The sequence below is a fragment of the Bradyrhizobium nivariense genome (genome assembly GCF_029846695.2).
GTDB lineage: Bacteria > Pseudomonadota > Alphaproteobacteria > Rhizobiales > Xanthobacteraceae > Bradyrhizobium.
Genome location: NZ_JARWCR020000044.1, coordinates 43,402 through 64,572, shown reverse-complemented (window position 1 = coordinate 64,572; position 21,171 = coordinate 43,402). Strand labels below are relative to the sequence as shown.

Here is a 21,171-nt window from a genome sequence, read left to right as displayed (position 1 = left end):
AAAAGAACCCGGTTCTAGAGGTTGTTGGGAGGTTACTTCATGCGCAAGCTGCTTCTTGCGGTCGCCGCCGCAGCTATTCTTGCGGCGCCTGCCATTGTCCAGGCCCAGAGCCCGATCGTCATCAAATTCAGCCACGTCGTCGCCAACGACACTCCCAAGGGCAAGGGCGCCCTGAAGTTCAGGGAACTCGCGGAGAAGTACACCGACGGCAAGGTCAAGGTTGAAATCTATCCGAACTCCACGCTGTACAAGGACAAGGAGGAGATCGAGGCGCTGCAGCTCGGCTCTGTGCAGATGCTCGCCCCTTCGACCGCGAAGTTCGCACCGCTCGGCATCAAGGAGTTCGAGGCGCTCGACCTGCCCTGGCTGTTCAAGGACGACCAAACCTATTCCAACGCGATGAAGGGCACGATCGGCAAATGGCTGTTCCAGAAGCTCGAGACCAAGGGCATCACCGGGCTCGCTTATTGGGACAACGGCTTCCACATGCTCTCCGCCAACCGTGCCCTGATGAAGCCGGCCGATTTCCAGGGTCTCAAATTCCGCATCTCCGGATCGAAGGTCGCCGACCAATATCTCCGCATCATGGGCTCGATCCCTCAGATCATGGCGTTTTCCGAAGTCTACCAGGCCTTGCAGACGGGCGTGGTCGACGGCTGCGAGAACACCGCGTCCAACTACCTGACGCAGAAGTTCTACGAGGTGCAGAAGGACATCACCGTGTCCTATCACGCGCACCTGCAATATGCCGTCATCGTCAACTCGAAATTCTGGTCGGGCCTGCCGCCCGATATCCGCGCCCAGCTCGAGAAGGCGATGAACGAGGCGACCGACTACACCAACTTGATCGCGCACCAGGAAAACGAGGATGCGCTGGCCGAGATCAAGAAGACGGGCAAGACCACGCTGCATTATCTGACTGACGCCGACCGCAAGGCATGGCAAGAGGCGATGCAGCCGACCTACAAATGGGCGAAGGGGCGGGTCGGGCAGGAGGTGCTCGATCTCGTCGCCAAGGAACTCGACGTCAAGATGAACTGACGCCGCGCCGTCATAAGAACAACCATGAACGGTCGGGGGTGATCGCACTCCCGGCCGTTGCTCTTGAATGATGAGCCAAGCCGGGGGGACCAAGTTGCTGCGTCTACTGAATCGTGTGCTCAATCATCTCGAGGAATGGCTGATCGCGACGATGATCGCGGCTGCGACATCGCTCATCTTCGTTGCCGTGCTGCACCGTTATGGCGCCGGGCTGTCGATCGACATCGCCAAATGGGCGGAGGCGCGCAACCTGGCCTTCCTGGCCGTCCCCGCGCGAGCCGCGTTCGTCTGGCTTGCCGCTCTCGACCTGTCCTGGGCGCAGGAACTCTGCATCTACATGTTCATCTGGATGGCGAAGTTCGGTGCGGCCTACGGGGTGCGCACCGGCATCCATGTCGGCGTCGACGTCCTGGTCAATGTCCTTCCCGGCGGATCGCGCCGCCGCGTCATCACTTTCGGCCTGATGTGCGGCGCCCTTTTCACTGCCATCGTGTGCTATTTCGGGGCCGCGTTCGTCGGCCAGATGTGGCAGACCGGCCAGCAATCCAACGATCTCGAAGCCCCGATGTGGCTGGTGTATCTCACCATCCCGCTCGGCTCCGGGCTGATGTGCTTCCGCTTCCTGCAGGTCGCCTGGTCGTTCTATCGCACCGGCGAGCTGCCTCATCACGACATGGCCGGCGTCGAGGGCGTCGAGGTAGATCCGGTTCATCCGGCCCCGGTCACGCGCAGTCAGGTTGCCCGCGACGAACGCAGCCCGCTCGGCTGGGTCCTGATGTTGTTGCCGGTCCTGATCGTCGCCGTGTGCTTCGCCCATTCGGCGCACGTGATCACGTTGCCGCAGGGCCTGCGTGTCGCCGTGGTTTTCGGCCTTCTGCTGTCGTTGATGCTCACGGGCATGCCGATCTCGATCGCGCTCGGTCTGACCGTGCTCAGCTTCATGTTCACGCTGACCGACGTGCGGACGGAATCGGTGGCGCTGAAGCTGTTTACCGGCATCGAGAGCTTCGAGATCATGGCGATCCCGTTCTTCATCCTTGCCGGCAACTTCCTGACCCATGGCGGCGTGGCGCGCCGGATGATCGCCTTCGCGACCGCGCTGGTCGGCCATTGGTACGGCGGCCTCGCGCTCTCGGGCGTGGTCGCCTGCGCGCTGTTCGCCGCGATTTCCGGCTCGTCGCCGGCCACCGTGGTGGCGATCGGATCGGTGATTCTGCCCGCGATGGTCGCGCAGGGATTTCCGAAGAGGTTCGGGGCGGGCGTGATCACGACCTCCGGCTCGCTGGGAATTCTCATTCCGCCCTCGATTCCGATGGTTCTTTTTGCCGTCTCCACCAACACCTCCGTCGGCAAGCTGTTCATCGCCGGCATCGTGCCGGGGTTCGTGCTCGCCATGCTGCTCGGCGCCACGACGTTCTATCGGGCCTGGCGCAACGACTATCCGAGGATGCCGAAGGCGACGTTCATGCAGCGCTTAGACGCGTTCCGGAAGTCGATCTGGGGAATCCTGCTGATCGTGATCGTGATCGGCGGCATCTACAGCGGCCTGTTTACACCGACCGAAGCTGCCGCCGTCAGCGCGGTGTACGCCTTCATCGTCGCGGTGTTCATCTACAAGGATTTGAAGCTGCGAGACGTGCCGCGCGTGCTGCTGTCATCGGCAAATCTTTCGGCGATGCTGCTCTACATCATCACCAACGCCGTCTTGTTCTCGTTCCTGATGACTTACGAGAACGTGCCGCAAGCGCTCGCGCAATGGATGATCGACCAGGGCCTCGGCTGGATCGGCTTCCTCCTCGTCGTCAATCTCCTGCTGCTGCTGGCGGGCAACGTGATGGAGCCGTCCTCGATCATCCTGATCATGGCGCCGATCCTGTTTCCGGTTGCGATCAAGCTCGGCATCGATCCGATCCATTTCGGCATCCTGATGACGGTCAACATGGAAGTCGGGCTGTGCCATCCGCCGGTCGGCCTCAATCTCTACGTCGCCTCAGGCATCGCCAAGATGGGTATCACCGAGCTCACGGTCGCGGTGTGGCCATGGCTCCTGACCATGCTGGCGTTCCTCGTGGTCGTGACCTATTGGCCGGGCCTGTCGTTGTGGCTGCCCAGGCTGCTGGGCATGTAGCTGCGAACACGCTGCATCTCTCCGCCTGTGGGCGCGAGGCTACGCATCGCTTCGTCCTCCCGTCGCCCATGGCAATCGACCGCGAGATGCGGTTAGATGCCGCGCAACAGGCCGGGAGGAAACACAGATGACAGACACTTTCAGCAGCGAGCCGAAGGGCGCAACGCCGTCCGTCATCGCGCAGCAAGCGGCGATGCTGAATGCGCTGCCGTTTTCCGACACGCGGGATTTCGACGACGCCGCGCGCGGCTTCCTCGGCACGATCGAGAACGCGGAAATCACCAATCCGCAGGGGCGGACGGTCTGGAGCCTTGCGCCCTACGGCTTTCTTTCCGCCGAGGAGGCGCCAGCCACGGTCAATCCGAGCCTGTGGCGGCAGTCGCGGCTCAACATGCAGCACGGCCTGTTCGAGGTGGTGCCCGGCGTTTACCAGGTGCGTGGGCTCGACATCGCCAACATGACGCTGATCGAGGGCGACAGCGGCGTCATCGTCGTGGACACGCTGACCTCGATCGAGGGTGCGCGCGCCGCGCTCGATCTTTACTACAAGTATCGCGGCCAGCGGCCGGTCGCGGCCGTCATCTTCACGCACACCCACACCGACCATTGGGGCGGCGCGCGCGGCGTGCTGGAGGAGGATGCGCTCGCGACCGGCCGCGTGCCGATCATCGCGCCCAATTTGTTCATGGAGCACGCCGTTTCCGAGAACATCATCGCCGGGCCGGCGATGCTGCGCCGGGCGCAATACCAGTTCGGGCCGCTCCTCGCCAAGGGCGTGCGCGGGCAGGTCGATTGCGGCCTCGGCAAATCGATGGCGGCGGGCTCGGTCGCGCTGCTGCGGCCGACCGACCTGATCATGGCGACCGGCGACAGGCGCGTGATCGACGGCGTCGAGTTCGAATTCCAGATGGCGCCGAACAGCGAAGCGCCGGCGGAGATGCATTTCTTCATCCCGCGCTACAAGCTGTTGAACCTCGCCGAGAACTGCACCCACAATTTCCACAATTTGCTGCCGTTCCGCGGCGCGGATGTGCGCGACGCGCTGGCCTGGTCGAAATACCTGGGCGAGGCCCTGCTGCTCTGGGACGGCAAGGCGGAGGCGATGTGCGGCCAGCACCACTGGCCGGTGTGGGGACGCGAACGCATCGGCACGATGATCCGGCAGCAGCGCGACCTCTACAAATTCGCGCATGACCAGACCATCCGCCTGATGAACCACGGCCTCACCGCAGCCGAGATCGCCGAGACGATTCAGCTGCCGAAAAGTCTCGAAGGCGCCTGGCATGGCCGCGGCTATTACGGCCATATTCGGCACAATGTGAAGGCGATCTACCAGAAGTACCTTGGCTGGTACGACGCCAATCCGGTCAATCTCGATCCGCTGCCGCCCGTGGAATCCGGCAAGAAATATGTCGAGTACATGGGCGGCGCGGACGCAATCCTCGCGCGCGCACGCGAGGATTTCGACAAGGGCGAATTCCGCTTCGTCGCGCAGGCGCTCGGCCATCTCGTCTTCGCCGAGCCGGACAATCAGCCTGCGCGTGCGTTGCTGGCGGACACGCTGGAGCAGCTCGGCTACGCTGCGGAAAGCGCGACCTGGCGCAATGCCTATCTGTTCGGCGCGCAGGAATTGCGCCAGGGCATGCCGAAGGTGCCGCCGCGCCCACCGATGCCGCGCGAGACGCTGGCGGCGCTCCGCACCTCACAGCTCTGGGACGTGCTCGGTATCCGCCTCAACGGACCGAAGGCGGAAGGAAAGCACATCGTGCTGAACTGGAGCTTTTCCGACACCGGCGAGACGTTTGCGCTCAATTTGGAGAATTCCGCGCTCACCTATACCGAAGGCGTACAGGCGGAAAATGCCGATGCCAGCTTCACGCTCGCGCGCGCGACACTCGACGAGGTCATCGCGAAGCTGACGAGCTTTCCGGAAGCGGTGGCCGCCGGCAAGGTCAAGCTCGCCGGCAACCCGATGCGTCTCGCCGAGCTGATGGGCCTGATGGACGAATTCCCGCGGATGTTCGAGATCGTCGAGCCGAAGCGGGCGGTGGTGGGGTAGGGCAGCCATCACCGCGTTCTCACCGTCATCGTCCGGCTTGACCGGGCGATCCAGTACTCCGCGGCGGGAGTTGCGTAAGCAAACTGCTGCCGCGGCGTACTGGATGCCCCGCCTACGCGGGGCATGACAGCGGCTACTCCGCGCTGCTCACCAGCTTGATCCGCGGTCCCTGTTCCTCGGCCAGGCCGCGATAGGCCGCGAGATAGTCCAGGGCCATGCGCCGCGCCGTGAAGCGCGTTTCGAACTGCTTGCGGATTGCGGCGCGGCTCAACTGCGGCAGGCGCCTGACGACGCCGGCCGCGCTGAGGACGTCTTCGACGACGAAGCCGGTGAGGCCCTCGTCGATGATCTCCGGCACCGAGCCGCGATTGAAGGCGACGACCGGCGTTCCGCAGGCCATGGCTTCGATCATCACCAGGCCAAACGGCTCCGGCCAGTCGATCGGCAGCAACAGGCCGAGTGCGCCGCTCAAAAACTCCGACTTCTCGTGATCGCCGATCTCGCCGATGAATTCCACCAGCGGATTGTTCTCGATCATCGGCCGGATCAGCTCGTCATAGTAATCCTGGTCGGCACGATCGACCTTGGCCGCGATCTTTAGGGGAATACCGCAATGGGTCGCGATCTTGATGGCGCGGTCGACGCCCTTTTCCGGCGCGATACGGCCCAGCACGGCGAGATATTCCTGCTTCGCCGGCTTCGGCGTCAGCAGGTTTTCCGGCAGGCCGTGGTGGATCGTCCGCACCCAGTTCGCCTGCGGAACCGGCCGCCGTTGCGCGTTCGAGATCGAGACGACGGGGACCTTCGAAAAGGTGTTGAAGACCGGCTGATGCTCCGGCAGGTCGAGCCGGCCGTGCAGCGTGGTGAGAAACGGCGTCGGCTGCCGGTAGAACATTGACCACGGATAATAATCGAGATGGAAGTGAAGGAAATCGAACTCCTCGTCGTCACATTTCTGCCGTACCCGCTCCAGCATCACCATGTGCAGCGCATTGGGATCACGTACGGAACCGTCGAGGCGGAGCGCCCGCGGCCACAGCGCATCCAGCTTTGCCGAGGTTTGCGAATCGCCGCTGGCGAACAGCGTCACGTCGTGTCCAAGGGTCACCAGCTCTTCCGTCAACCAATGCACCACCCGCTCGGTGCCGCCATACAGCTTGGGTGGAACAGCCTCCGTCAACGGAGCTACCTGCGCGATGCGCATCTCACCATCTCCTTTGTGCGATCATGATCGTAAAAAGCCCCCGCTTGTGCGGCACCGGAAATGCCAATCAAGGGAACGTTCCCGCACCTGCGAAGTTCCCCCTTCCGGACGTTACATATTCGACACGTCGGGGGCTCGTCGCGATGCTGCCATCACATCTTCGCAGAACGTCCGCATCCGCATGTCGTGATGGCATTGCCCGGGAACCGAGGCGAAGTGGTCGATGTTCAATCGACCAGCAACAAAATCGAAATCATCACGACGGGGTCGATAGTCACATGGATCATCTTTCTGGATACGCGCGCCGGCCATTTGCCTTTGTTTTGCGCTATCTCCGGTGTCGCCTCGCGTCGCATCTCGTGATCCTGAGCGCTGTCGTTGCAGCCGTTGCCTGCTCCGTGGGCACGCAATATGGTGTCAAATCCCTCGTCGACAGTCTGACGGCCGGAACCTCCCATGGCGGCAGCGTATGGCTGGCATTCATTCTGCTCATGTCGCTGATCGCGGCCGACAACTTCCTGTGGCGGATCGCAAGCTGGACGGCAAGCTTTACCTTCGTTCGTGTCACGGGTGATTTACGCCGTGACATATTTCGTCATCTGACCGGCCATGCGCCGAGCTACTTCTCCGACCGCATGCCCGGCATGCTGACGAGCCGCATCACGGCGACGTCGAACGCGGTGTTCACCGTCGAGAACATGTTCGTCTGGAATGTGTTGCCGCCCTGCATCGCCACAGTTGCGGCAATCGCGCTGATTGGAACCGTCAGTCCCTATATGGCGCTCGGCCTGACCGTAATCGCCGGCGGAATGGTGCTTGCGATGTTCCGTCTGGCCGCCGCCGGAAAGCCGCTGCATGACGACTTCGCCGACAAGGCCGCCGTGGTCGACGGCGAGATGATCGATGTCATCAGCAACATGCCGCTGGTGCGCGCCTTCTGCGGCATCGGGCATGAGCACGAGCGGTTCGACGCAACGGTGAACCGGGAGCTCACTGCGCGCGGCCGCAGCCTGCGCTATCTGGAGAAGCTGCGGCTTATCCATGCCGGCATCACTGTCGTGCTCACGATCGCCCTGATGGCCTGGGCGATCATGCTTTGGCAGGATGGCGCGGCAACCACCGGCGACGTCGTGCTGGTCTGTACCCTCGGTCTCTCCATTCTCAATGCGACACGCGATCTCGCGGTGGCGCTGGTCGACGTCACCCAGCACGTCGCGCGGCTGACCGAGGCGATCGCCACGCTGCTGGTGCCGCATGAATTGCGCGACCACCCCGAGGCCGGGCCGTTGGTGAAGAGCGGCGCCGCGATCGCGTACAACAACGTCACCTTCGGCTATCCCGGCGGCGAGAAGATCTTCGAGCGCTTCAGCCTGCGCCTGCAGCCCGGCCAGCGCGTCGGCCTGGTCGGTCAGTCCGGCGGCGGCAAGTCGACGCTGTTCACGCTGCTCCAGCGCTTCTACGATACCGACGAGGGCAGCATCACCATCGACGGCCAGGACATTTCCAAGGTGACCCAGCTGAGCCTGCGTGAGGCAATCTCGGTCGTTCCGCAGGACATCTCCCTGTTCCACCGCTCGATCCGCGAGAACATCCGCTATGGCCGCCCGAACGCGACCGACGACGAGGTGCTGCGTGCGGCGATCGCGGCGCGCTGCGATTTCGTCGAAAGCCTGCCGGAAGGGCTCGACACCATGGTCGGCGACCGCGGCGTCAAGATGTCCGGCGGCCAGCGCCAGCGCATCGCGATTGCGCGCGCCTTCCTGAAGGACGCGCCGATCCTGCTGCTCGACGAAGCCACCGCCGCGCTCGACAGCGAATCCGAAGAGGCGATCCGAGAGGCGCTGTCGCGCCTGATGCGCGGCCGCACCGTGATCGCGATCGCGCATCGCCTAGCCACCCTGCGCAATTTCGACCGCGTGGTCGTGTTGAGGGGTGGTAAGATCATCGAGGACGGGTCACCCGAGCGTCTGATGCAAGGCCACGGTCCCTATCGTGAGCTGGTCACGCAGGAAATGAGCCGGCTCGCGCAAGCCGCCGCATAAACCAGCAGTCGCGTTCGAGTCGGTGGCGTGTCGAAACAAGCGCAGGGGAGCTGCTGATGTCGGCTGAAGCCGTTACCCAATTCGTCTCCGTGACGCGGACCTTGGACCAGGTCGCGGAGCAGCCTTTCTATATTCCGATGACGGGACCGTCGGCGCGCCCGCGGCGCTCGCTCAAGCACGACGATACCTTCATCGTGCTCGACAGCCATGGCGACATTGGCGCTTCGGCTGGCGGGCCGGACGGCCTGTTCCATCACGACACGCGCTACCTTGCGAGGCTCGAGCTCGTGCTCGACGATCTCCAGCCGCTGCTGCTCGGCTCGAACCTGCGCGATGACAACTCGGCGCTGACCGTCGATCTCACCAATCCGGACATCTACCGGCAGGGCAGCCTCGTGCTGCAAAAGGACCTGCTGCATATCGTGCGCACGATCTTCCTGTGGCGCGGCACCGCCTATCAGCGCATCGGCGTCCAGAACCACGGCGACCGGCCGGCCAGCTTCGAGCTGACGCTGTTGTTCGACAATGATTTCGCCGATCTGTTCGAAGTCCGCGGCGAGCGGCGCCCGCGCCGCGGCATCGGCTCGAGCCGGCTGTTAGGCCCGACCGACGTACTGTTCGACTACCGCGGTCTAGATGACGCCGAGCGCACCACCGGCCTGCATTTCGACCCGCGCCCGACGAAGCTGTCGGTGAATGTCGCGACCTGGCAGCTCGAACTCGACCCGCATGAAGCAAAATCGTTGTTCGTGGCCGTGTCCTGCAATCGGCCGATCGCGGAGAAGCCGGCGCGCTTTTTCAGAGGCCTGCTTGCCCATCGCCGCGAGATGCGGCAATCGACGATGGGGGCCGCCAGCATCGAGACCTCCAACAACATCTTCAACGAGGTGCTGTGCCAGGCCATGGCTGACCTCAACATGCTGATGACGGAGACCCCGCAGGGCCGCTATCCCTATGCGGGGATTCCCTGGTACTCGACGACGTTCGGCCGCGACGGACTGATCACCGCGCTGCAGATGCTGTGGGTCGATCCGCGGATCGCCAAGGGCGTGCTCAGGCGGCTCGCCCATTTCCAGGCCGAGGCGGTCGATCCGTTGAACGACGCAGCGCCCGGCAAGATCCTGCATGAGATGCGCGGCGGCGAGATGGCGGCGCTGCGCGAGGTGCCGTTCGCGCAATATTACGGTAGCGTCGATTCGACCGCGCTGTTCGTCCTGCTCGCCGGAAGCTATTTCGAGCGCACCGGCGACGAGACGACGCTGGTCGAGCTGTGGCCGGCCATCGAGGCGGGGCTGGCCTGGATCGACGGCCCCGGCGACCCCGACAGGGACGGCTTCGTCGAATACCAGCGCGCCACCGAAAAGGGCCTCGCCAACCAGGGCTGGAAGGATTCCTACGACGCGATCTTCCATGCCGATGGCCAGCTTGCGGAAGGCAATCTCGCGCTGGCCGAGGTGCAAGGTTACGTCTTTGCCGCTAAGCGGCTCGCCGCGCGCTGCGCGCTCCGGCTGGGCAAGCCTGATCTCGCCAAAAAGCTCGAGGCCGAGGCCAAGGCGCTGGCCGAGCGCTTCGAGGCCGCGTTCTGGTGCGAGGAGCTCGGCACCTATGCGCTCGCGCTCGACGGCAAGAAGCGACCCTGCAAGGTGCGGACCTCGAATGCCGGTCAGGTGCTGTTCAGCGGCATGATCCGCGAAGATCGCGCCCGTCTCGTCGCCGCCGATCTGATGGGGCCGCACTTTTTCTCGGGCTGGGGCATCCGCACCGTCGCGCAAGGCGAGGTGCGCTACAACCCGATGTCCTATCATGACGGGTCGATCTGGCCGCATGACAACGCGCTGATCGCGCTCGGGCTCGCGCGCTACGGGCTCAAGCATTCGGTCGCGCATGTCTTCAAGGGACTGTTCGATGCCGCAACCTACATGGACCTGCGCCGGTTGCCCGAATTGTTCTGCGGTTTCAGGCGCGAAAAGCGGCGCGGCCCGACGCTCTATCCGGTCGCCTGCGCGCCGCAGGCCTGGGCCAGCGCAACGGCGTTCACGCTATTGGAGGCGGCGCTGGGCATCGAGTTCGATGTCGCGCGCGGCGAGATCCGGCTGCGCAATCCGCGTCTGCCGGCGTTCCTGCACGAGGTGATCTTGCGCGACCTGCGCCTGGGCGAGTCCAGCGTGGACCTGCGCGTCAGCCGCCATGGCGACGACGTGGCGCTGGAGGTGTTGCGCACGCGTGGCCAGATCCAGGTCTCGATCGTGCTGGCGCGCTAGCGGCGCGCCGGGAGGAGGGTGCATGCGTACCGCCGGATGGTTGGGCCTAGGCGTCGCGATCGTCGCGGGATTGACGGTCGCCGTATCACGAGCTGCGGAGGAGTTGCCCCCGCCCTCAACTGAAGCGAATGCGCCGCCGACGGCGCAACCGCCGGCGTCAGCGGTACCCGTCACGCCAAAGGATGCCGCGCCACCGCCGTCGGTCACGATCATCGGCGCGAGCGATGCGCACGGTGTGCTTGGCCGTGACGTGCTCAGCGCGGCGAACGAGGGCATGGGCCGCATCGTCGACGTCATCGTCGATCGGAGCGGCCACGTGCGCGCTGCCGTGATCGATTTCGGCGGCTTCCTTGGCGTCGGCAGCCGCAAGATCGTGGTGGACTGGAACGCGATGCGGTTCGGCAAGATTGTCAACAAGAAGGACAGCATCACGCTGGAATTGACCAAGGCGCAGGTCGCGGCCGCGCCGGAATACAAGGAGGACATGCCGATGGTTGTGCTTGGCGCGTCCGGCAGCCTGCAGCCGCTGCAAGCTGTTCAGTGAGGCGCGGGGAGGGATGGCGGCCGGTGCTGTTGTCGAGGAAGCCGAACCATGCGGATCGCGAGGGCGGCGTCGAGCAGGACAACGTTTCGGCGCCATCGCCTGCGGGCATTCCGGCGCCGTCGCGCCAGAGTCTGCGCGGTCTCGACTGGTTCATCTTCTTCCTCGCCGACGTGCAGACCGGGTTCGGCCCCTTCATCGCGGTCTATCTGACGACCCAGAAATGGACCCAGGTCGAGATCGGCCTCGTGCTGTCGATCGGGGGCATCGTTGCCCTGATCGGCCAGATGCCGGGCGGCGCCATCATCGATGCCGCGAAATCCGAGCGGCTGGTCGCAGCCCTTGCCATCGTCACCATCGGCTGCTGCGCGCTCGCCTATGCCGCGATGCCGATCTTCCCCGTGGTGGTGGCTGCGGCCACCTTGCACGCGGCAGCGAGCTGCGTGCTCGGTCCGGCGATCGCGGCGATCAGCCTTGGTCTGGTCGGCCCGCTCGCGATCGGCGAACGTCTCGGCCGCAACGCCCGCTTTGCTTCGCTTGGCAACGGCGTTGCGGCTGCCGTAATGGGCACGGCCGGCTATCTCCTGTCAAGCCGCTCGGTGTTCCTGGTCACCTTCCTGCTCGCGATCCCGACCCTGATCGCGCTCTCGCGCATCCGCGAGCATGAGGTCGACATCGCGCGCTGTCACGGCGAAATGCCGCGTGAGGCGGAGGATCGCGGCGACACCAATATCTGGCACCTGATCCGGCAGCGGCCGCTCATTGTCTTTGCACTCAGCGTGCTCTTGTTGCAGCTGGCGAACGCCTCGATGATGCCATTGATGGCGAGCGCGGTGACGGCGCGATCGAGCCAGTGGGCGACGGTGCTCGTCGCCTTTTGCATCGTCGTGCCACAGGCAATCGTGGCGCTGCTGTCGCCGACGGTCGGGCGCAAGGCGCAAGCGTGGGGCCGCCGGCCGCTGCTGCTGATTGGATTCGTGGCGCTGACGATTCGCGGTCTGCTGTTCGCAACGGTCCGCGATCCGTACCTGCTGGTGCTGGTGCAGGTGTTCGACGGCCTCACTGCGGCGGTGTTCGCGGTGATGATCCCGCTGATCGTGGCCGACGTCGCCTTTGGCAGCGGGCATTTCAACCTCGCGCAGGGCATCGTCGGCACGGCAACGGGCATCGGCGCGTCGCTGAGCACGGCACTCGGCGGCTATATCAGCGACAAGTTCGGCAATGCCACGGCGTTCATCGGACTGTCCGGCGTCGCCGCGACGGGGCTCCTGCTTATTCTTTTCGTGATGCCGGAGACGCGGCGTACGGGCATGATCGCCGCAAAAGAAATGGCCGGCTGAAGATCCTGATGGTCGGCGACGGCATGAACGATGCGCCGTCGCTGGCGGCGGCGCACGTCTCGATGTCGCCGATCTCGGCCGCGCATTTGAGCCAGGCGACCGCCGATCTCGTCTTCCTCGGCCGGCCGCTGGCCCCGGTCGTTGCCGCCATCGACGCTTCGCGCAAGGCGCTGCACCTGATGCGGCAAAACCTCTGGCTCGCGATCGGCTACAACGTCCTCGCCGTGCCCGTTGCGATCAGCGGCGTCGTGACGCCCCTGATCGCGGCTGCCGCCATGAGCGGATCCTCGATCCTGGTGATGCTGAATTCGCTGCGGGCGCGCAGCGCCTCGCGGGAGATTTTGTGATGGAAATCCTGGTTATCCTGGTGCCGCTGGCGCTGATGCTCGGCCTCACAGGCCTCGTTGCCTTCCTCTGGTCGCTCCGGAGCGGCCAGTACGACGATCTCGACGGCGCCGCCTGGCGTGCCATTGCCGACGACGAGCCGCCGCAGAGACCTGAGACAGACATGGCGCCGGCCAAGCGCTAGCGCTCCAAGTTGAACGTGAGCAGGGCCGCGATCGCGAGAGCCATGCCGACACCGGCCACGCATGCATGCCAGCCAAAGCTGTCGAACAGACGCCCGAGCACAGCAGTGCCGACCAGTCCGCCGCAGAAATAGCAGGCAAGATAGGTTCCGCTGGCGACGCCGCGGTTGTCGGCCGCAGTCTGCCCGACGAAGGCGGTTGCGGCGGCTTGCGCGAAAAAGGTGCCGACGCCGACCAGAGCCATGCCGGTGAGCACTCCACCCAAGTGCGGCGCCAGCATCAACGGCAAGCCAATTCCCGCAACTGCAAGCGCGCCCCAGATCGTCGTCCGCGCGCCGAACCGGGACGCCACCCTGCCGGCCAGCAAGGTCGTGACGACCGACGGCAGGAAGATGAAATAGACCAGCCCAAGATCCATCATGCCCAGCGACAGCGGCGGCCGCACCAGAACGAAATTGACGAAAGTGAAAGTGCCGATGAAGGCGAACAGGATGCAGAAGCCGATGCCGAAGGCGGCACGCAACCGCGGATTGCTCCAATGCGCGATGGTGGCGGAGAGCGGCGATGCCGCAGGCATCATTGCTCGCATCGGCTGCACGCGCTGGATGGTGAAATAGACCAGCGCCGCGCCGGCGAGGTTGAGCGCTGCGAAGACATAGAAATTCCAGGCAAGGCCAAGGCCGTCGGCGACCGCCGCCGAGATCAGTCGGCCGACGAGGTTGCTCGCGACATTGCCGGTGATGTAGGCGGCAAAGGCGCCGCCGGCGTCCATGGCGCTGCATTGCTCGCCGAGATAAGCGAGGGTGAGAGCGAAGGCGGACGCCATGCACGCGCCCTGAGCGATCCGCAAGGCGGTGAAGACGGCAAGGTTTGGCGCTGACGCCAGCAGGCTGGTCGGTATCGCCAGCAGCGCCAGGCTGAGCAGAATGCCGGTCCGCCGGTTGATCTGCGGGCTGAAGAAGCCGACGACGAGCCCCGCGACGGCCATGCCGAACGTGCTGGCGTTGACGGCAAAGCTCATCGCTGCGGGCGTGACGCCGTAGTGGCGCGTCAGTGAGGGCAGGATCGCCTGTGTCGCGAAGAGGTCGACGACGGTCAGGAAGGCGGTCAAGCCGATGACGAGAGAGCGAAGTATGAGCCGCGGGGAATGCTCATCCATTGTCATCGCACTCGGCTTGATGGGCGCGGAAAGATCAGTCATGGCGTCGGGTCTCCCGTGATGGATGCGGCGCCCGGCATGCCTGATGGCATGGGGGATTCCGGCCGCCGCGTCCGGTAACGAGTGCGCTGAGGTGGAGTGCGCTCATCACATGTGATGGTCGTTGGGATCCTTGCGGACGTCGCCGACATAGAGAATGACGGTTTCCTTGCCGAGGTTCTTCCACCAGTGCGAGGTACCGAATACTTCGGGACGGATGTCGCCGGCCCTATGCAGGATCGGATCGACGCAATTGGAGGCGTATTCGACGATCTCGCCCTGCTGTACGAAGATGAGGGCAGGGCGGTCGTCGTGGCTGTGCCAGGGCACGATGCCGCCGGGCTCGATGGTCAGCTTGCGGAAGCGCAGCTCGCGGCCCTCGATACGCGCCGGCTGCTTGCCGAGGTCGATTGCACCGAGGGTGGTGTCGGTGACGCCGACCGGCTTGTAGTCGACCATCTGCTGCGCATTCGGCCTGATCTTGTCGGCCGGGCATTCGCCGGCGAAGACCGGCGTTGCAAACATAAGCGTGCCGAGAACGGCAACGCCCGTCAAAACTACGCGCGATAATGTGTGGTGCCTGGACATGGGGGGCTCCTGTGTTGGCCTCGACCTCGTTGGTCGCCGGCTATGACAGGAACTTCGTCCAGAACGCGTCTATCCTGAAATGCCGGCTGGCTCTCGATGCGATAGCCCTGCGCTATGTTGATGCGCGGCGGCTATCGAACCGATTGGGCATCGGCATTTCCGCTTCGAGAATATCCGGCGTTCGATGGCGGCGCGCCCGGTTGACGGGCGTTCACGTCAATCCGGAGGAGCATTCCATGACGAAAGTGTCCAAGACCCTGATCGCCGTCGCCGCATTTGCGGTGATCGCCACATCGGCCTTCTCGGAGGCCGCCTGGGACTTCAAGGCCGGCATGGCCTATGTCTATGGCGGACCCGGCAAGATGTCGGCGATGGCCATGGCCCCGGCCGAGAAGAACCACGAGGCCATGATGAAGCACGCCAAGAAGGTGCCCGACAGCACCGTCTTCTTCATGGACAACGGGTCGCTGTACTCCACCTCGGGGCGGCTCGATCCCACCGGCAATTTCTACGTGAACTGATCACGTATGCATGACGGCCGCCCCTTGCGGGCGGCCGGACCGCGAACCTAATATTCGTCCCCCGAACGCCGGAGCGCAAGATGACCTCTCTCTCGCCAGCCGATGCCGAGCGGCTCAAGCTCGCCTTCCAGCGCTGTCGCGATATGGAAGGCACGCTGAACGAACAGCTCCGCGCCTATGCCGATGCCAGCCGTGAGGTCTTCCCGGCCTATGGCGAGGCGGTCGATCGCCTGGTGGCGCGATTGGGCGGCAATGGCGGCGGCGAGACCGCGCCGCGCCCGGGAGATCCGATGCCGCCGTTCATGCTGCCGGATGATAGCGGACGCCTCGTCTCGCTGACTGCGCTGCTGGAGCGCGGGCCGGTCGCGGTGATGTTCTTCCGCGGTCATTGGTGCCCCTATTGCCGGCTGAATGTCCGTGCCGTGGTGCAGGCGCAGGATCGCATCGAGGCGATGGGCGCGCGGATCGTGGCGATCATGCCGGAGACGCAGGAATACACCGAGCAGCTCAAATCGGATTCCGGAGCACCGTTTCCGATCCTGACCGATCTCGACAACGGCTATGCACTGTCGCTGAATCTCGCGATCTGGCTCGGCGCCGAGATCCAGCATCTGCTGTCCTATCAGGACATGGCGAAATTCCATGGCAATGACGGCTGGATGCTGCCGATCCCGGCCGTGTTCGTGGTCGGACGCGATGGCATCGTGAAGGCACGGTTCGTCGACCCCGATTTCCGCAAACGCATGGAGATCGATGATCTGCTCGACGCGCTGGAAGGCGAGAGCCGGGAGAACTGAGCTTCGCGCAACAGGCCCACAAGGGGAGAGGGGGCAGCCGGCTAATGTTGGGTGCACTACCCCGCAACCGACCGCCAGTCCGCGCCGCGCAGCATCCGCATCACGGCATTGGCCACCGCCGTGCGTTGCCGGCCGGCCACCCCATAGAGGCTGACGGTGCGGCGGGCATCCAGCCCTGTGACCGCAGCGCGCGTCAATCTCTCCGGCACGGAGGAAGTGTGTGGCACCATGGCGATGCCGATGTCGGCTTCGACGAGCTCGATCAGATCGCGCTCGCTGGAGACTTCGTGGCCATGTGCGACGTCGATGCCGTGCTCGCGCAGGCTCGCGGTGATGCGGCCAAAATGTTCGCAGAACGTCCGGCTCAGCAGTTGCTCTGCGTCCAGATCGTCCAATTCGATCGAGCTGCGGCCGGCCAGCCGATGTCGGTCGCTGACGACGAGCTCGAAACCCTCTGTAAAGAGTGGCCAGACGTCGAGCCGGTCCCAGTCCTCGTCGATCTCGGCGGCGATGCCGAGCTCGGCTTCGCCCTTCTTCAGGAATTCCGCGACCTCGCGGCTCGAGCCGCGCAGGAAGCGAAACTCGAGCCGGTTGAACTGCCGTTTGATCTCGTTGAGATACGGAATGAGCAGCGCCAGATCGATCGAATGGGTCAGCGCGACGCGCAGCGCGCCGATCTCTCCGCTTTTGAACGAGGAAGCGAGTGTACGTGCGCCGGTGGCGGCGTCATAGCACTGCTTCAGCAGCGGATGCATGCGCTGGCCTAGCTCGGTCAGTTGAGCTGCCGGGCGCTCGCGCCGGAACAGGTCGCCGCCCAGCTCGGCTTCGAGCTGCTTGATCGCGCGTGTCAGCGAGGGCTGCGTGACGTTGCACTCCTCGGCCGCGCGCGTGAAATTCAAGAGCTGCGCGACCGCGAGGAAATAGCGGACCTGGTGCATTTCCATGGATCGGCTCCCGGCAAGATCGGCGGAAATCTAACCGATCGGCGCCGGGAATGATATCCTGGCCGCAATAGCGCGTGCCTATGGTTTCGGAAGCCAGCCGGCATTTCCAAAGGGCCCGACAATCGCGGAGAACGGCAGGACGTAACAATGGCCTTACGCCTGACGAATGATAACCATCGGCTCGACAGGAGAGAGACATGAACGGCATGCAGGACAACGGACGCCGAAAGAGCATGGACCTGCCGGGTCAGGTCGTGCTCGTGCTTCAGGGCGGCGGCGCGCTCGGCTCGTACCAGGCCGGCGTCTACCAGGCGCTGCACGAGGCCGGCATCGAGCCGGACTGGATCATCGGCACCTCGATCGGTGCCATCAATGCCAGCCTTATTGCGGGTAATGCGCCGGAGCATCGGCTTGCGCGCTTGAGGGAGTTCTGGAAGCGGATGGAGCAGAAGCCGGTCTGGGACTGGCGCAGCACGTTTCCCGGCTTCAACGAGAAGCTGGCCTATTGGTCGGCCGTGACCCACGGCATTCCAGGCTTCTTCCGACCCAATCCGCTGGCGCATGCCGGGGATTCCTATCCGCTGGGCGCCGATCACGCCGGATTCTATTCCACTGCGCCTCTGGAGGAGACGCTGCGCGAGCTCGTCGATTTCGACCTGGCCAATCGCTGCGCGCCGCGCCTGACGGTCGGTGCGGCTCATGTCGGCACCAGCCAGATGCGCTATTTCGACAGCCGCGACGGCGAGCTGACGGTGAAGCACGTGATGGCCTCGGGTGCATTGCCGCCGGCATTCCCGGCGGTGCGCATCGATGGCGAACTCTATTGGGACGGGGGCATCCTCTCGAACACGCCGACGGAAGCGGTGTTCGACGACAATCCACGCAGGGATTCGCTGATCTTCTCGGTGCATCTGTGGAATCCCGTCGGCGCCGAGCCGACCACGATGGCGGAGGTGCTGAACCGGCACAAGGATGTGATGTATTCGAGTCGGATCGCGAGCCAGATCGAACGCCAGCAGCAGGCCCATCGCCTGCGCCATGTCATCAACCAGCTTGCTGAACGACTGCCTGAGAGCGAGCGCGGCGATGCCGCGGTGAGGGAGCTGATGAGCTACGGCTGTCCGACCCGTATGCACGTCGTGCGGCTGCTGGCGCCGCAGCTCGACCGCGAGACCCATACCAAGGATATCGACTTCAGTCCGTCAGGGATCACGCGGCGCTGGCATGCCGGCTATGCTCACACGAGGTCGGTGCTCGCGCGAAAACCGTGGATCGGCGAGTTCGATCCGCTCGCCGGTGTGGTCCTGCACGAGCATATGGACGAGATGCCGATTGCGGCGGAGTGAGGGCGTCGTCCGTCATTTGTTTTCGGGCGGTGACGATGTCACGGGCGCGCGGTCTGGGCTATTGTCGTGACGTCTTCGTCGCGAGGCCCGCAATTGGTCGTTGAGAAAGATCTGGCGGCGGCCCTCGACCAGGTCCGTGCCAACGCAGCGGGACCGGTTCCGGGCGTGTTCGGCCCGTCGTCGGTGACCTGGCAAATCGACCGGGAGGCCGTCATCTTTCTCGGCGCCGGTCGTGCGCTGTTGCTGCAACTGGCGCATCCCTGGGTCGCGGTCGCCATCGCCGAGCATTCGCGGACCTTGGCCGATCCGATCGGGCGATTTCACCGCACCTTCGACATCGTCTTTTCCATGGTGTTCGGCTCGCTCGACCGCGCGCTGTTGTCGTCGCGGCAACTGCACCGGCGCCACAGCATGATCATCGGCGAGATGCCCGAGACCGTGGGTCCGTTCGCGGCAGGCTCGCGCTACTGTGCCAACGACATTCCGTCGCTGCGCTGGGTTCATGCCACGCTGGTCGAGACCGCGCTGATGGCGCATGATCTGGTTTTGCCGCCGCTCTCAGCGGAGGAACGCGAACGCTACTGGACCGAGAGCCGGGCGTTCGGCGCCTTGTTCGGATTGACGGCGGACGATCTGCCCGCGGACTGGTCGGGCTTTGCGGCCTACACCGCGGCAATGACACAGTCGGACACGCTGACCGTCAGTCCGGCCGCGCGCGAGATTGCGAGGCAGATTTTTGGCGGCGCCCGTCCGTGGTTGCGGGTACCGCGATGGTATCGCTCACTCACGGCCAGCCTGCTGCCGGAGCCGTTGCGCGCGGGCTTTGGTCTCGAGCTCGACGAGCGCAACATCAGGTCGGCCGACAACGCGCTCCGGTGGATACGGCGCGTCTATCCGAAACTGCCGGATCGATTGCGCTATGTCGGTCCCTACCAGGAAGCGCAGGCGCGGCTGCGCGGCGAGCTGCAGCCGGACTGGATGACCCGATGCCTCAACAGGGTCTGGATCGGGCGGCCGCAGATGGATCACCGCCGCTAAGAAGCGTCTCCCGCGTGTCCCGGACAAGCTGCAACGCGTGAGCGTTGCGGCGCAGAGCCGGGACCCGGGGGCCATGAATTCCTGTGCGACATGGGCCGCGGCTCTGCAGCGCACCGTCGAAGAGACGCTGCGCTGCGTCTGGGGCACGAGAGATCGCGCGCCTCACGCCGACGCCAGCTTCCGGTACAGTGCGTTGTAGCTGCCGGCCGAGATGGTCCAGGAGAACGACCGTCCCATCGCGCTGCGGCGCATGGTGTCGAGCTGGTCCTGCGCCATGAACGCCTCGAACGCCCGGCGAACGCCGCCGAGAAGGGATTCGTGCGAGGGTTTTGAGAACAGGAAGCCGGTTTCGCCGTCGGTGATGGTCTCGGCAAGGCCGCCGGTCTGGTGGCCGATCGGCAGCGAGCCGAAGCGCTGGGCGTACATCTGGCTCAGCCCGCAGGGCTCAAAGCGCGACGGCATCAATGTGAAATCGCTGCCGGCGAAGATGCGCCGCGCCTGGGCGTCGTTGAAGCCGATCGTAACCCCGATGGCGTCGGGACGGCGGCGATGCGCGTCGATCAGCGCCTGCTCGAGCGCCGGCTCGCCGGAGCCGGTGACCACGATCTGCCCGCCGGCATCGACGATCTCGTCGGCCGCCGACAGCACGAGGTCGATACCCTTCTGGTGCACGAGCCGGGCGACGATGCCGAACATCGGGCCGCGCGACACCGCAAGCCCGAACTGCTTGCGCACATAGTCCGCATTGGCCTTCTTGCCGATCCAGTCGCCGGCGCCGAACTGCTGGGCAAGCTGGGCGCAGGAACGCGGGTCCCAGCTCTCGTCGATGCCGTTGAGGATGCCTGTCAACTCGGCCGCGTCGGAGCGGGCTCGAAGCAGGCCTTCGAGGCCGCAGCCGAATTCATCGGTGGTGATCTCGCGCGCATACGTCCCACTGACGGTGGTGAGGTGGGAGGCGTAGACCAGCCCGGCCTTGAGGAAGGAGAGCTGGTCGTAGAACTCGACGCCGTCGATGTGGAAGGAGCTTTCGGGTACGCCGATCCGCCGCAGCGAGTCCTTCGGGAAGAGGCCCTGATAGGCGAGGTTGTGAATGGTCAGGATCGACGGCAGCTTGGAGCCGCGCCAGGCGAGATAGGCCGGCACGAGCGAAGCCTGCCAGTCGTTGGCATGGATCAGGTCTGCTGCCCAATTCTTGTCCAGCTTGCCCATGGCAAGCTCAGCGGCGGCCGAGGCGAAGCGCGCGAAGCGGATGTCGTTGTCCGGCCAGTCGCGCCCGGACTCGTCGCCATAGGGATTACCCGGCCGGTCGTAGAGTTGCGAGCACAACAGCACATAGACCGGTAGGCCGTCCTTGGTCGCGGCCCGGCCGAGCGAGCAGGCCGGCATCTCCGCGAACGCCGGACAGCGGCCAACGACCTGGATATGCGTGAGTTGTTCGATGATGTCGCGATATCCCGGCAGCATGACCCGGATATCGGCGAAAGGACGTAGCGCTCTCGGAAGGGCCGCGGAAACGGCTCCAAGTCCGCCGACGCGGACGAAGTCGTCCATCTCTGTTGTAACGAACAAGACCCTCAAGAACGATTGCCCTCATCC

Annotated in this window: 17 protein-coding genes and 2 pseudogenes; 14 read left to right on the top strand and 5 right to left on the bottom strand. The window is 64.7% G+C overall.

Translation table 11 applies throughout. The annotated features are described in order from the left end of the window. The first annotated feature begins 39 nt into the window (after positions 1-39). The 4 genes and pseudogenes from QCM77_RS29385 to QCM77_RS29370 all read left to right on the top strand — a co-directional run bounded on the left by QCM77_RS29385 (position 40) and on the right by QCM77_RS29370 (position 5,228). A complete protein-coding gene (locus tag QCM77_RS29385; RefSeq protein WP_279667143.1) occupies positions 40-1,041 on the top strand; it encodes a DctP family TRAP transporter solute-binding subunit in 1,002 nt (333 codons plus the stop codon). Positions 1,042-1,108: 67 nt separating this feature from the next. Continuing rightward, positions 1,109-1,672: pseudogene (locus QCM77_RS29380) on the top strand (TRAP transporter small permease); the annotation flags it as partial. A gap of 216 nt (positions 1,673-1,888) precedes the next feature. Next, the gene (locus QCM77_RS29375) at positions 1,889-3,169 is read left to right on the top strand and encodes a TRAP transporter large permease (protein WP_347882399.1); all 1,281 of its coding nucleotides are present in this window, start codon (positions 1,889-1,891) and stop codon (positions 3,167-3,169) included. A gap of 127 nt (positions 3,170-3,296) precedes the next feature. Next, complete coding sequence (locus QCM77_RS29370) at positions 3,297-5,228, top strand: alkyl/aryl-sulfatase (protein WP_279685930.1); 1,932 nt, start codon at positions 3,297-3,299, stop codon at positions 5,226-5,228. A gap of 133 nt (positions 5,229-5,361) precedes the next feature. Here QCM77_RS29370 and QCM77_RS29365 read toward each other — a convergent pair whose 3' ends face one another. Next, on the bottom strand, positions 5,362-6,432 hold the full coding sequence (locus QCM77_RS29365; RefSeq protein WP_279685928.1) for a glycosyltransferase family 4 protein: 1,071 nt from the start codon (positions 6,430-6,432) through the stop codon (positions 5,362-5,364). 278 nt (positions 6,433-6,710) lie between these two features. Between QCM77_RS29365 and QCM77_RS29360 the strand changes: the two genes are divergently transcribed. The 6 genes and pseudogenes from QCM77_RS29360 (at position 6,711) to ccoS (ending at position 13,145) form a co-directional block, all read left to right on the top strand. Then, on the top strand, positions 6,711-8,474 hold the full coding sequence (locus tag QCM77_RS29360; RefSeq protein ID WP_279685926.1) for an ABC transporter ATP-binding protein: 1,764 nt from the start codon (positions 6,711-6,713) through the stop codon (positions 8,472-8,474). A gap of 56 nt (positions 8,475-8,530) precedes the next feature. After that, positions 8,531-10,735, top strand: a complete 2,205-nt coding sequence (locus QCM77_RS29355) for an amylo-alpha-1,6-glucosidase (RefSeq protein ID WP_279685925.1) — start codon at positions 8,531-8,533, stop codon at positions 10,733-10,735. A gap of 22 nt (positions 10,736-10,757) precedes the next feature. Then, positions 10,758-11,279, top strand: coding sequence for a PRC-barrel domain-containing protein (locus QCM77_RS29350; protein WP_279685923.1), 522 nt, complete (start codon positions 10,758-10,760; stop codon positions 11,277-11,279). Between the two features lie 23 nt (positions 11,280-11,302). After that, a complete protein-coding gene (locus QCM77_RS29345; RefSeq protein WP_279667137.1) occupies positions 11,303-12,616 on the top strand; it encodes an MFS transporter in 1,314 nt (437 codons plus the stop codon). Further along, a pseudogene (locus QCM77_RS29340) lies at positions 12,598-12,963 on the top strand (copper-translocating P-type ATPase); the annotation flags it as partial. The gene QCM77_RS29345 and the pseudogene QCM77_RS29340, both read left to right, overlap by 19 nt. Continuing rightward, the gene (gene ccoS / locus QCM77_RS29335) at positions 12,963-13,145 is read left to right on the top strand and encodes a cbb3-type cytochrome oxidase assembly protein CcoS (RefSeq protein ID WP_279685921.1); all 183 of its coding nucleotides are present in this window, start codon (positions 12,963-12,965) and stop codon (positions 13,143-13,145) included. The pseudogene QCM77_RS29340 and the gene ccoS, both read left to right, overlap by 1 nt. Here the strand turns inward: ccoS and QCM77_RS29330 are convergent. Together QCM77_RS29330 and QCM77_RS29325 are read right to left on the bottom strand one after the other, a co-directional pair. After that, positions 13,142-14,344 (bottom strand): MFS transporter, encoded by a 1,203-nt coding sequence (locus QCM77_RS29330; protein WP_279685919.1) that lies wholly within the window; start codon positions 14,342-14,344, stop codon positions 13,142-13,144. The genes ccoS and QCM77_RS29330 overlap by 4 nt on opposite strands. Positions 14,345-14,449: 105 nt before the next feature. Then, entirely contained in the window at positions 14,450-14,929 is a 480-nt protein-coding gene (locus QCM77_RS29325; protein ID WP_279685918.1) for a cupin domain-containing protein, read from the bottom strand. A 236-nt stretch (positions 14,930-15,165) separates the two neighbouring features. Here QCM77_RS29325 and QCM77_RS29320 point away from each other — a divergent pair, with 236 nt between their 5' ends. Then, on the top strand, positions 15,166-15,450 hold the full coding sequence (locus QCM77_RS29320) for a hypothetical protein (RefSeq protein ID WP_279667134.1): 285 nt from the start codon (positions 15,166-15,168) through the stop codon (positions 15,448-15,450). A gap of 80 nt (positions 15,451-15,530) precedes the next feature. Beyond that, positions 15,531-16,247 carry a peroxiredoxin-like family protein gene (locus tag QCM77_RS29315; protein WP_279667133.1) on the top strand — a complete coding sequence of 239 codons (717 nt, stop codon included), beginning with the start codon at positions 15,531-15,533 and terminating at the stop codon, positions 16,245-16,247. 56 nt (positions 16,248-16,303) lie between these two features. Here QCM77_RS29315 and QCM77_RS29310 read toward each other — a convergent pair whose 3' ends face one another. Beyond that, positions 16,304-17,191: a LysR family transcriptional regulator gene (locus QCM77_RS29310; RefSeq protein ID WP_279667132.1), complete on the bottom strand. Its 888-nt coding sequence runs from the start codon at positions 17,189-17,191 to the stop codon at positions 16,304-16,306. Positions 17,192-17,388: 197 nt separating this feature from the next. On the opposite strand from QCM77_RS29310, the gene QCM77_RS29305 reads away from it, so the two are divergent. Both QCM77_RS29305 and QCM77_RS29300 read left to right on the top strand, forming a co-directional pair. Beyond that, positions 17,389-18,537 carry a patatin-like phospholipase family protein gene (locus QCM77_RS29305; RefSeq protein ID WP_279667131.1) on the top strand — a complete coding sequence of 383 codons (1,149 nt, stop codon included), beginning with the start codon at positions 17,389-17,391 and terminating at the stop codon, positions 18,535-18,537. 93 nt (positions 18,538-18,630) lie between these two features. Continuing rightward, complete coding sequence (locus tag QCM77_RS29300; protein WP_279667130.1) at positions 18,631-19,575, top strand: oxygenase MpaB family protein; 945 nt, start codon at positions 18,631-18,633, stop codon at positions 19,573-19,575. 162 nt (positions 19,576-19,737) lie between these two features. Here the strand turns inward: QCM77_RS29300 and glgA are convergent, their stop codons facing one another. Next, the gene (gene glgA / locus QCM77_RS29295) at positions 19,738-21,153 is read right to left on the bottom strand and encodes a glycogen synthase GlgA (RefSeq protein WP_279667129.1); all 1,416 of its coding nucleotides are present in this window, start codon (positions 21,151-21,153) and stop codon (positions 19,738-19,740) included. Between the last annotated feature and the right edge of the window lie 18 nt (positions 21,154-21,171).

What these genes read in the sequence shown, in the direction of transcription:
- QCM77_RS29385 (WP_279667143.1), top strand. Translation starts at nt 40, where the DNA reads ATGCGCAAGCTGCTTCTTGCGGTCGCCGCCGCAGCTATTCTTGCGGCG.
- QCM77_RS29305 (WP_279667131.1), top strand. Translation starts at nt 17,389, where the DNA reads ATGAACGGCATGCAGGACAACGGACGCCGAAAGAGCATGGACCTGCCG.
- QCM77_RS29330 (WP_279685919.1), bottom strand. Translation starts at nt 14,344, where the DNA reads ATGACTGATCTTTCCGCGCCCATCAAGCCGAGTGCGATGACAATGGAT.
- QCM77_RS29320 (WP_279667134.1), top strand. Translation starts at nt 15,166, where the DNA reads ATGACGAAAGTGTCCAAGACCCTGATCGCCGTCGCCGCATTTGCGGTG.
- ccoS (WP_279685921.1), top strand. Translation starts at nt 12,963, where the DNA reads ATGGAAATCCTGGTTATCCTGGTGCCGCTGGCGCTGATGCTCGGCCTC.
- QCM77_RS29310 (WP_279667132.1), bottom strand. Translation starts at nt 17,191, where the DNA reads ATGGAAATGCACCAGGTCCGCTATTTCCTCGCGGTCGCGCAGCTCTTG.
- QCM77_RS29355 (WP_279685925.1), top strand. Translation starts at nt 8,531, where the DNA reads ATGTCGGCTGAAGCCGTTACCCAATTCGTCTCCGTGACGCGGACCTTG.
- QCM77_RS29350 (WP_279685923.1), top strand. Translation starts at nt 10,758, where the DNA reads ATGCGTACCGCCGGATGGTTGGGCCTAGGCGTCGCGATCGTCGCGGGA.
- QCM77_RS29360 (WP_279685926.1), top strand. Translation starts at nt 6,711, where the DNA reads ATGGATCATCTTTCTGGATACGCGCGCCGGCCATTTGCCTTTGTTTTG.
- QCM77_RS29370 (WP_279685930.1), top strand. Translation starts at nt 3,297, where the DNA reads ATGACAGACACTTTCAGCAGCGAGCCGAAGGGCGCAACGCCGTCCGTC.
- QCM77_RS29315 (WP_279667133.1), top strand. Translation starts at nt 15,531, where the DNA reads ATGACCTCTCTCTCGCCAGCCGATGCCGAGCGGCTCAAGCTCGCCTTC.
- QCM77_RS29365 (WP_279685928.1), bottom strand. Translation starts at nt 6,432, where the DNA reads ATGCGCATCGCGCAGGTAGCTCCGTTGACGGAGGCTGTTCCACCCAAG.
- QCM77_RS29325 (WP_279685918.1), bottom strand. Translation starts at nt 14,929, where the DNA reads ATGTCCAGGCACCACACATTATCGCGCGTAGTTTTGACGGGCGTTGCC.